The 9,425-nt window shown below is 70.4% G+C and carries 9 protein-coding genes, 1 pseudogene and 1 riboswitch; of the genes and pseudogenes, 5 read left to right on the top strand and 5 right to left on the bottom strand.

Features of this window, described 5'->3' with window-relative positions:
- The first annotated feature begins 128 nt into the window (after positions 1 to 128).
- Positions 129 to 779: a helix-hairpin-helix domain-containing protein gene (locus tag E1281_RS32880; RefSeq protein WP_131883613.1), complete on the top strand. Its 651-nt coding sequence runs from the start codon at positions 129 to 131 to the stop codon at positions 777 to 779.
- 153 nt (positions 780 to 932) lie between these two features.
- On the top strand, positions 933 to 2,300 hold the full coding sequence (locus E1281_RS32875; protein WP_131883612.1) for a serine/threonine-protein kinase: 1,368 nt from the start codon (positions 933 to 935) through the stop codon (positions 2,298 to 2,300).
- Between the two features lie 56 nt (positions 2,301 to 2,356).
- On the opposite strand, the gene E1281_RS32870 is transcribed toward E1281_RS32875, so the two are convergent.
- Positions 2,357 to 3,433 (bottom strand): TauD/TfdA family dioxygenase, encoded by a 1,077-nt coding sequence (locus tag E1281_RS32870; RefSeq protein ID WP_131883611.1) that lies wholly within the window; start codon positions 3,431 to 3,433, stop codon positions 2,357 to 2,359.
- A gap of 344 nt (positions 3,434 to 3,777) precedes the next feature.
- Entirely contained in the window at positions 3,778 to 4,602 is an 825-nt protein-coding gene (locus E1281_RS32865) for an NAD(P)H-binding protein (RefSeq protein WP_131883610.1), read from the bottom strand.
- 142 nt (positions 4,603 to 4,744) lie between these two features.
- Here E1281_RS32865 and E1281_RS40725 point away from each other — a divergent pair.
- Both E1281_RS40725 and E1281_RS40720 read left to right on the top strand, forming a co-directional pair.
- Positions 4,745 to 5,185: pseudogene (locus E1281_RS40725) on the top strand (cupin domain-containing protein); the annotation flags it as partial.
- Between the two features lie 210 nt (positions 5,186 to 5,395).
- Entirely contained in the window at positions 5,396 to 6,400 is a 1,005-nt protein-coding gene (locus tag E1281_RS40720; protein ID WP_207943629.1) for a pyridoxal-phosphate dependent enzyme, read from the top strand.
- Here E1281_RS40720 and E1281_RS32855 read toward each other — a convergent pair.
- Positions 6,397 to 6,789, bottom strand: coding sequence for an NUDIX domain-containing protein (locus E1281_RS32855; RefSeq protein WP_131883608.1), 393 nt, complete (start codon positions 6,787 to 6,789; stop codon positions 6,397 to 6,399). The genes E1281_RS40720 and E1281_RS32855 overlap by 4 nt on opposite strands.
- The gene (gene folP, locus E1281_RS32850; protein ID WP_243717663.1) at positions 6,789 to 7,634 is read right to left on the bottom strand and encodes a dihydropteroate synthase; all 846 of its coding nucleotides are present in this window, start codon (positions 7,632 to 7,634) and stop codon (positions 6,789 to 6,791) included. Before folP ends, E1281_RS32855 begins: the two co-directional genes overlap by 1 nt.
- 25 nt (positions 7,635 to 7,659) lie before the next feature.
- Positions 7,660 to 7,751: riboswitch (ZMP/ZTP riboswitch) on the bottom strand.
- Between the two features lie 214 nt (positions 7,752 to 7,965).
- Here folP and E1281_RS32845 point away from each other — a divergent pair.
- Positions 7,966 to 8,502, top strand: a complete 537-nt coding sequence (locus E1281_RS32845) for a hypothetical protein (protein WP_131883607.1) — start codon at positions 7,966 to 7,968, stop codon at positions 8,500 to 8,502.
- Positions 8,503 to 8,604: 102 nt separating this feature from the next.
- Here E1281_RS32845 and E1281_RS32840 read toward each other — a convergent pair.
- Positions 8,605 to 9,425 (bottom strand): hypothetical protein (locus E1281_RS32840; protein WP_207943628.1); only part of this gene is annotated, 821 nt, incomplete at its 5' end.

The following is a 9,425-nucleotide window of genomic DNA, read 5'->3' as shown; positions in this document are numbered from 1 at the left end:
CCCGAGGCGCGACGTGCTCGACCTGGACTCCCTGGCGGCCTACTCCCGCCTGTACGAGCGGATCCTCTCCCGAGAGTGAACCGGGCGGTACCGACCTGCGTCCCTCAGATGGGACGGTGGAGGTAGTCATGGAGAAATTCGGACCCGGACGCACCATTGGCAGCTACATCTGGGCGCTGAGCCCGATCTACACGCTGGGCATGGGCACGTCCATCACGATGTTCATCGCGGCCGTGCGGCTTCGGTCGGTCCTGCTGTGGCTGGTGCAGCCGATCTATCTCGCGCTCGTCATCCTCGGGTTCGTCACGGCGGGGGCCGAGGACGGCACGACCGGCGACGCGCTGTTCGCGGCGTCCTTCCTGACCCTGGTCACCGTCGGCACGGGCCACGCGCTGGCCATCCGCCGCAAGGTCTTCAGCCCGCGGGAAACCCTCATGGACTCCCTGGCGCTCGCCGAGGGGGAGGCGCAGCGGCGCCGGGAACTGCGCGTCCGGGCGGCCGAGATGGCGAGCCGCGACCCGGCGCTGGCGGTGGAGATGGGGATCGGCCGTCCCGACCTGCAGCGCTCCTTCGACGACGGCGGGCTCATCGACGTCAACCACGCCCCCGCGCCGGCGCTGTCGGGGATTCCGGGGATCACGCCCGAACTGGCCGACCGCATCGTCCGCGTCCGTGCCGACACGGGCGGCTTCGTCTCGGCCGAGGAAGTGTCACTGATGGCCGACCTCCCCCCGGCGCTCACTCCGCGGATCGCCGAGTACGGCGTGTTCCTGCGGTGAGGACGCGGCCCGTCCGCACGACCGGGTCGGTGGGGCCTTGCGCGCTCCGGTCATTAAGCTGCCGTGAGGCATTCGCGCGTCGATGACGCTCGGATCCCGCCCCCGGATCCAGCTGCCGAACGAGCTTCGGCGCCCCCAGGCTGAGGAGAGTCGATGCGCAGCGGCCTTGTGCTGGCTGGACGTTACAGGCTGGAGGACATGCTCGGCCGGGGCGGGATGGGCGAGGTGTGGCGGGGCGTCGACCAGCGCCTGCGCCGCCCGGTGGCGGTGAAGATCCTGCCGCTGAGCGGCGCCGCCGACGGGACGGAGGTGGCCCGGTTCCGGCGGGAGGCCGAGAACGCCGCGACCGTGAACCACCCCGGCGTCACGACCGTCTTCGACATCGACGAGCACACCGACGGAGGGCTGCGCCTCTTCTTCCTGGTGATGGAGCTGATGCAGGGGCGCGACCTCGCCTCGGTGCTGACCGCGCATCCGGCCGGGCTGCCCGTCGCGCAGGTGACGGACTGGGCCGTGCAGATCCTCGACGCCCTCACCGCCGCCCACCGGCAAGGGGTGGTGCATCGCGACATCAAACCGGCCAACCTCTTCCTGACCGACGACGGCCGGGTCAAGGTCTGCGACTTCGGGATCTCCCGCCTCGCCGACGCCACCAGGATCACCGCCAGCGGGTCGGCGGCGGGGACTCCGCTCTACATGGCGCCCGAGCAGATCGAAGGCCGTGACGTCGACGAACGCACCGACCTGTACGCGCTCGGCTGCGTCCTGTACCACCTGTTGACCGGAACCACCTGGGTGGACACCGGGTCAGGCGTCGGCTCCGTCCTGCACCAGCACCTCAACCGCGCCCCGGCGCCACCGCGATCGCTGCGGCCCGACATCGACGACCGGTTGAGCGCCCTGATCCTGGAACTGCTGGCCAAACGCCCCGGCGACCGGCCCAAGGACGCGGCCACCGTCGCCGGACGCCTGCGCGCCCTGGGGCCCCTCTCAGCCTCCGCCGACTGGACGACGCCCCCATGGCGCGGGGGCGACACAAGGCCGGCGACCGGTCAGCGGGAGGCGTATGGGCGGACGGAGCCGACGGCCGACCGCGGCGGCGTGACCGCGACCGCTGCGGGCACGCTCGCCCTGCTGAGCATTCTCGGACTCCTGCTGGTCATCTTCATGGCCGTCGACTCCTTCCGAGAGCCCGGTGCGCCTTGGGTGCTGATCGGGGTGAACCTGATGGCGGTCATCGTGGAAGTGGCCGTCCTCGCCACGGGCGCGTTGTGGCTCTTCCAGCGCAAGGAGGCCGGGCGGCGGATGGTCGCGATGACCGGCGGCGTGGCGGCCCTGCACCTGACGAGTGTGAGCGTGCAGTTCTTCCTCACCGGGGCGGACGCCGACTCGTTCGCCTTGTACTCCGTGATGCTCTTCTTCCTCTGCCCACTGGCGGCCGTCCTGGCGGTCGCCGCCGTGGTCATGGCTTCGCTCCCCGCCACCCGCCGGTGGTGCCGCGCGAGCGCGAGTTCGCCCTGACGACGCCGTGGCCCCGTCCACACCGCTCCTGGGACGGGGCCACGCGCTGAGAGGGGTCAGAGGCCCCAGGACTCGTTGGGAACGACCGCGTCGGCGATCTGGAAGCGGCCGCCGGGCAGGGGCTCCTTGGCCTTGCCATCGGGCGTGTTGATGACGTTCTTGCCGAAGCCGGGCACCATCGGCCGTCCGACCTCCCGCCGCAGCCACAGCCGCAGCAGGTGGCGGCGCCGCTCGGGCTCGGGGTAGTCGTCGTACTCGGTGCGCGAGTGCAGGGCGGCGTAGTTCAGGAGCCACTGGACGTCGCCGGGCTGGAAGTCCATGTCCAGCGGAAGGCCGGGCTCCTGCGCGATCTCGTCGAACAGGTTGAGGACCTCGATCTGCGCCTCGGTCAGCCGCGGCACCTCCGGGTACTCCTGCGCCGTGAAGATCATCTGGGCGCCGGCGTAGGTGCTGAAGACGCCGTCGACGTAGCTGCAGATCGGCGAGGTGTAGGTGTCGGCGGGGGCGTCGGGGTCCTGCCGGCGCCAGTCCCAGTGCCACTCCTCGAACAGCAGCGGCGCGAGGCCGGGGCGGCGCCGCAGGATCTCGTTGTAGATCGTGGTGCCGCTGACCAGGCTGGACGCGCCGCCCGCACGGGCGCCGCGCAGGCACATCAGGGCGACGACGTCGGAGCTGTCGGAGTGGAACGGCAGCCGGTCACGCACCCGCGACGGAAGCGCCGTCGGGTCGTCCATGGTCTTGTTCGAGGTGGCGATGACGTGGTCGAGCACGTCGCCGTACTGGTTCTGCGGCATCGGCGAGCCCAGGTGCAGGCCCATCAGGTAGAAGATCGCGCCCGCGACCGTGTCGCCGTACTCCTCGGTGCGGAGGCCGCGGATCAGGATGAAGCCGCGCCCGGCGTCCATCTGCTGGGCGCACTCCTCGATCAGGCCGGTACAGGCGTCCAGGGGGTAGTCGTCGGCGGTGACCGTACGCAGGTCGGGGTCGTCGGCGACGAAGCGGCTGCCGATGGCCTGCAACTCGTCCCGCTCGGCGTCGGACAGGTGGTAGATCCACTCGGTGGAACCGGCCAGCTCGTCCCCGCGCCAGGCGGACGGACCGGAAATCGGGGACAGGTCGACGGTCGTGGACATGATGCCTCGCAGTTCAGGAAGGAGGGCAGGCCGCGGACGGGACGCCGCGGCCCTTGGAAAGGGCTGCGGACGTCGCGAATTAGAAGGGCGTCTGCGGAAGGCCCGCCGCCGTACCGGGACGCATACCGGTACGCGGAGGACGCACGCGCAACGGCTCGGAGTAACCGCGCACACCGGGCCCGCGCCCTCGCGAGGCTGCTCGGATCATGGCGTGCTCCCGACGGTGGAAGATCTCCCGCAAACCGTAAGCGAGCCCCCCTGATCCCGTCAAGCGAGACGCCATATCGCATTCCTGTACGACCCGGTGCCCCGAGGGGGCTGCGGCCCGAGGGCCGCAGCGATGCTCAGAGCGACCAGGCGCCGGACGCCGCCGTTCGTACGGCGTAGTCCTCGAAGGGCGCCGGAGGGCGGCCCAGCATCTGGTGGACGTCGTCGGTCGCTTCGGCGAGGTGTCCTGCCCGGTGCAGCGCGAACATGCCGTTCATCGCGTTCGCCGCCTCCTCGGGCCAGCCCTCCGCCAGGAGTTCGGCCCGGTAGGCCTCCGGCGTCAGCTCGGCGAACTCGATCGACCGTCCCGCCGCCCCCGCCATCGTCGCGACCGCCTCACCGAAGGTCAGCGCCCGCGGACCGGTCAGTCCGTAGACACGTCCCGCGTGTCCGTCCCGGGTCAATGCCGCCACGGCCGCCGCCGCGACATCTTCCACGTCGATGAACGGCTCGGGCGTCGCTCCGATGGGCAGTGCCAGCCGTCCCGCCCGCAGCGGCGCGAGCCACACGTCCTCGTCGAAGTTCTGGTCGAACTGGTTCGGGCGAAGGATCGTCCACTCCGCGCCCGAACCGCGCACGGCGCGTTCGGCCTCCGCCATGCCCTGCGCGAAGTCGGGCCCGACATGCTCGATCCCCCGGCCCGACAGCAGCACGAGCCGCCGGACCCCGCTGCCGACGGCCTGCTCGACGAAGGCGCCGACGGGCCCGGGATCGTCGGGCGCGACCAGGTACACGGCCCGTGCGCCCTCCAGGGTCTTCTCCCAGGTGCCGGGATCGGTCCAGTCGAAACGCACCTCCGCGGAGCGCGAGGCGCGCCGCACCCGCCTGCCCTGAGCTCCCAGCCGGCTCGCCACGCGGCGCCCGGTCTTGCCCGTCGCCGCCATTACCAAGATCTCGTCCATGGCCTCAGCCAACCCGGCGGAAGGGGCGTCGGGCATGGGTGATCGTTCCGCGGACCTTCCCGATCGTCCCGAGTGGGGTCCGGCTATATCGTGATGAAGTGGACCCGTTCGATGACCTGCTGCAAGGCGTCCGCGGTGCGGGCGCCGCCTTCGGCACCGCCTCGCTGACGGACCCGGGTGGGCTGCGGTTCACCGACGGCCCGCCGCTGACGTGTGCCTGTGTGTGCTCATGCGCGGCGAAGGCGTGCTCACACAGGGCGACCTCGCCCGACCGGTCAAGACGGGCGAGGCCGCCGTCGTCCGCGGACCGGAGCCGTTCGTGTTCGCCCACGCCGACGCGCCGCGCACCGAAGGCGGTGCCGCCGGCTCGGACGAGACGGTCCTGCTGACCGCCTCGTACCGGCTGACCGGTGAGGTCGCCCGCCGCCTGGTCGCCGTGCTGCCACCGATGCTCGTCGTCGCGGACGACCACGACTGCGCCTCCATGCGCGGGTACCTGGAGGCCCAGCTGGACGCCTGCCGGCCGGGCCGCCAGGTCGTCCTCGACCGCCTGCTCGACTGGCTGCTGGTGTGCACGCTTCGTGACTGGTTCGACCGCCCCGAAGCGGTACGCCCCGGTTGGTACCTGGCCCTGAGCGACCCGGTCGTCGGCCCGGCCCTGCGGGCCGTCCACGCCGATCCGGCCCGTCCCTGGACGCTGGCCTCCCTCGCCGACGCCGCGCACGCTTCCCGCACCACCCTGGCCCGGCGGTTCACCGAGTTGGTCGGCGAGCCCCGCCTCGCCGAGAATGTGATGGCATCGGCGGGACTACGCTCCGGTGTCGTGAGGGAGACGCGTCTCGACGATGCCCGGATCCGGGCGGCTCGCCGAGTGATCGACCCGGTGTTCCTCGACACTCCGCTGTACCGCTGCGAGGCGCTGGAGCCCGGCCTTGGGTGCGCGGTGAGCATCAAGCTCGAAACGGCGAACCCGGTCCGCAGCTTCAAGGGACGCGGCACCGAGGTCGTCGCGACCCTGCTCGCCGGCGGCGGCTCGCGCAGCGTGGTGTGCGCCAGCGCGGGCAACCTCGGCCAGGCGCTCGCCTGGTCCGGCCGCCGCCGCGGGCTCGACGTCATCGTCGTGGCGTCCCGCGCCGCGCCTGCGGCCAAGCTCGACCGCATCCGCGCACGGGACGCCAGGTTGGAGCTGGTGGACGGCGACTTCGACATGGCGCGCGAGCGGGCGGCGGCCATCGCGCGTTACGACGGCATCCGGCTGGTCGAGGACAGCCTGGACATCGAGACCTGCGAGGGCGCGGCGACCATCGGCCTCGAACTGGTGGACACCGCGCCGTCGTTCGATGCCGTTCTCATCGCTCTCGGCGGCGGGGCGATGGCCACCGGTGTGGGCCATGTCGTGAAGGCCCTGGCGCCCGAGGTCGAGGTGATCTGCGTCCAGCCGCTGGGCGCACCGGCGATGACGCACTCGTGGCGCGGGCGGCGGGTCGTCACCACCGAATCGACCGACACCATCGCCGACGGCGTCGCGGGACGGCGTCCCATCCCGGACGTCCTGGACGACCTCCTCCTGGTCGCCGACGACGCGGTCCTGGTCAAGGAGGCGTCGATCATCGCCGGTATGCGGATGCTCCTCGACCACGCGGGCCTCATCGTCGAACCGTCGGCCGCGCTCGGCATCGCCGCGATCCTCGAAGACCGCGACCGCTTCGCCGGACGACACGTGGCCACCATCCTGTGCGGCAGCAACGTCGATGTGGACGCCTATCACCGCTGGATCGGCGCGGTTCCACCCGGTTAGAGCCTTGGGAAGACTTCCTCGAAGAATTCGCGATCGGCGGGGAAGACGGGGGCCATCGTCAGGAACTCTTCCGCGGTGACCCACCGGGCGTCGCTCACCTCTCCCGGGTCGGCAATCACCGCGCCTGTTTCGGCTTCGGCCGTCCACCAGTGCAGGCGGAATCGCCGGTCGTCGGTTTCCGACTCCCACACCTTCGCCAGTGGGGAGACCTGCAGCCCGACCTCCTCGTGGACTTCGCGGGTGAGGGCTTCTTCCTGGGTCTCTCCGGGTTCGATCCTGCCGCTGAGCGGCGCCCAGTATCCCGGCCGCCGTGCCTGTGGACCTCGGCGTATGACCAGCACCCGGTCGCCTCTCCGCAGCACCGCGACGATCGCCTCTTGCTGACTCATCAGGGCCGCCCCTTGTGTTCGTCCAGACTTTTGAAGACCGTCAGCGCATCACCGATGGCGGCGACGTCGTGAGTGCGGATGAAGTCCACGCCCTGTCGCGCGGCATGCAGTTCCGCCGCCAGCGTCGCGGGACCGATACGCGCCAGGTCGCGCCCGGTGAGCGCCCGAAGGAACGACTTGCGCGAAGGCGACACCAGGACCGGCAGGCCGAACCGGGACTTCAGCGTCCGCAGCCGCGAAAGTGTCATCACCGACGGCTCTGGAGTGCGCCCGATAAAGTAGCCGAGCCCGGGGTCGATGACCAGCCTCTCCCGGTCGACACCCGCCGCCTGAAGTGCGGCAAGGCGCTCGCAGAAGAACCGCTCAATGCCCGTCCACACCGTTTCCGCATCGGTCAGCATCTTGGTGGCCGGGCCCGTCCGCTGGACGGAGTGCATGACGATGAGCCGACAGTTCATGCCCGCCAGTTCCCGGTACCGGCCAGGGTCGGGGAAGCCCTGTATGTCGTTCAGGAACGCTGCCCCCCGCGCGACGGCGAAACGCTGGGTCTCGGACCGAAACGAGTCCACCGACACCGCAATGCCGTCGGCGACCAGTTCGTCGATGACGTCGGCCAGCCGCCGCATCTCTTCTTCGGCGGACACCTGCTGCGAATCCGGATGACTCGCCGCGGGGCCGAGCTCGATGACGTCGGCGCCCTCCGCACGCAATCGCCGGGCATGCGCCACGGCGTCTCCGGCGTCCAGGAACCTGCCGCCATCCGAAAACGAGTCGGTAGTGATGTTGACGACCCCGATCAGTCGGGGCCGACCCATGGGAAGCAGTGGGGAATCGAGATACAGCACCGGCGCCGCGCCTCCTCGCTCCGACCTCAGAAGCCCAGGCGCACGGCACGACATCTTGCAAGAGAGCCGCTCCCCGATGGTTACATCCATCCCAAGACGCCAGTCACGACCCCAACCGCATTTTAATCAAGAACCCACTACATCAACCCCAGCACCCATTCCGGCCTGTCCATGGCCAGGCAAAGCCACCATCCTCGCCTGCCTACTGCGATCACCCATCGATTCAAGAGAACCTTCGGCAAGAGTCCCACCGCCTACCGAAGATCAAGCCCGGCGACCCCGGCCCTCGGATAAGCGAGGACTCCGCCCGGCGACCAGGCGACATGGCGCCATGTCATCCGCATCCACTAGTATCGAACATAAGTTCCATATGGTTCTGGATTGGTTCTCACCCGAGCGGCGCCGACCGAACCTCCGACGCAGGCCGGATGCGCCGACGACAGCCTCGCCCGACGTCCTCTCGACCTCCATCGACGCGATCAGGAGCTCCCAGGCGCGGCAGCGTCCCGTCATCATGATCACCTGTGCCGCGGACGACCGGCCCTGGATCTGCGTTCCGGACTGGGGAGAGCTGCGCGTCATCGACGATCGCTGTCTGCGCGTGGCGATCTGGCCCGACGACCCCACCGCGGCCGACCTGGACCGCGGCGAGCCCGTTCTGCTGATCGTCCCCGGTTCACCGGACGTGCATCTCATCCGCGCCACGGCACGCCGCCTGGCCGACGCCGCCATGGTGTGGGCTCACTACGACCTCACCATCACCTCGGCGCAGACCGCCGACCGCGGCACCGCGCCCTACCTTCACCCCACGCAGCTCAGCGGCGACACCGTCAATCGCAAAGAGGTCCTGAAAAGCAGCCCCCGGTAACGGCCGGGTTGTCCGTTCGGCTTCGGTCGAGCGAACGCCCGGCCCCTGGCCGACGCGGTGCCCAGTGTCTCGCCGGGTGGAACGAACGCGCACGGAGGTGGGTCAGCGGCCGAGTGCCTGCCGCAGTGTGCGACCGTGGCGGGTTCTGAGGCGGCGCAGTTCCCAGAGGCCCACACATGTGACCGACACCGGACCGCCGAGGATCAGCGCGGCCCGTACCGCTAGAGGGGCGCCGTCATAGTTGTTGGAGAACAGCTCCATGACTGCGAGTTCCCAGACCAGGACGATCGCGATGACCGGGGGAAGGACCTCGTGAATGTCGGCGGTGCGGAGCATGTGCACCAGCGTGAGGGCGATGCCGTAGCACAGGAATATGAATACCCACAGCCCCAGGACGACGAGGAAGAGGAAGTACATGAGCAGCGCGTAGTCGGACGGGGACGGATTCTCGGGAGGCTCCCCGATGGGGCCGCCGGTCAGTGTCCCGGAGGCGAGCAGCACGAAGTACAGGAGGGCGCCGCCCAGTGCCAGGAGCGCCCCGAGCGGCTTCAGCGTCCGCAGCAGATACATACGGCGGTGAGGCGGACGGCTTCCGAGGATGAACGCGCCGACGACGATCGGAAACGTGGCCGGTAGCAGGGCCGCGGACGTCAGGACCTGGTCGACCCGCTCGTAGGCCACGGACTTGGCGTCCGAGGCGAGACGGTACGACACCAGGACCCACACGAACGCGAGGAGTCCGACCACCGCGCGCAGGACCTGGACTTTCCGCACCGCCGGGTCGTCCACCCGGTCCGGCCGCGACGGCCTGCACACCTGGCGTACGGCCAAGAACGGGTTGACCAGCCGCAGCACCCGCCATGTCCGCGACGGCGGCCGGGATGGTCCGGGCGGTGGTCCCCAGGGCGGCTGGGGGCCGGGGC

Source organism: Actinomadura sp. KC345 (genome assembly GCF_004348515.1).
In the GTDB taxonomy this organism is placed as follows: domain Bacteria; phylum Actinomycetota; class Actinomycetes; order Streptosporangiales; family Streptosporangiaceae; genus Spirillospora.
This window is presented reverse-complemented; position numbering and strand designations above follow the sequence as displayed.

Bases quoted from the DNA above. Each gene is read 5' to 3' on its own strand.
- E1281_RS32880 (WP_131883613.1), top strand. From the start codon at position 129: ATGGAGAAATTCGGACCCGGACGCACCATTGGCAGCTACATCTGGGCG.
- E1281_RS32875 (WP_131883612.1), top strand. From the start codon at position 933: ATGCGCAGCGGCCTTGTGCTGGCTGGACGTTACAGGCTGGAGGACATG.
- E1281_RS32870 (WP_131883611.1), bottom strand. From the start codon at position 3,433: ATGTCCACGACCGTCGACCTGTCCCCGATTTCCGGTCCGTCCGCCTGG.
- E1281_RS32865 (WP_131883610.1), bottom strand. From the start codon at position 4,602: ATGGACGAGATCTTGGTAATGGCGGCGACGGGCAAGACCGGGCGCCGC.
- E1281_RS40720 (WP_207943629.1), top strand. From the start codon at position 5,396: ATGGCATCGGCGGGACTACGCTCCGGTGTCGTGAGGGAGACGCGTCTC.
- E1281_RS32855 (WP_131883608.1), bottom strand. From the start codon at position 6,789: ATGAGTCAGCAAGAGGCGATCGTCGCGGTGCTGCGGAGAGGCGACCGG.
- E1281_RS32845 (WP_131883607.1), top strand. From the start codon at position 7,966: ATGTCATCCGCATCCACTAGTATCGAACATAAGTTCCATATGGTTCTG.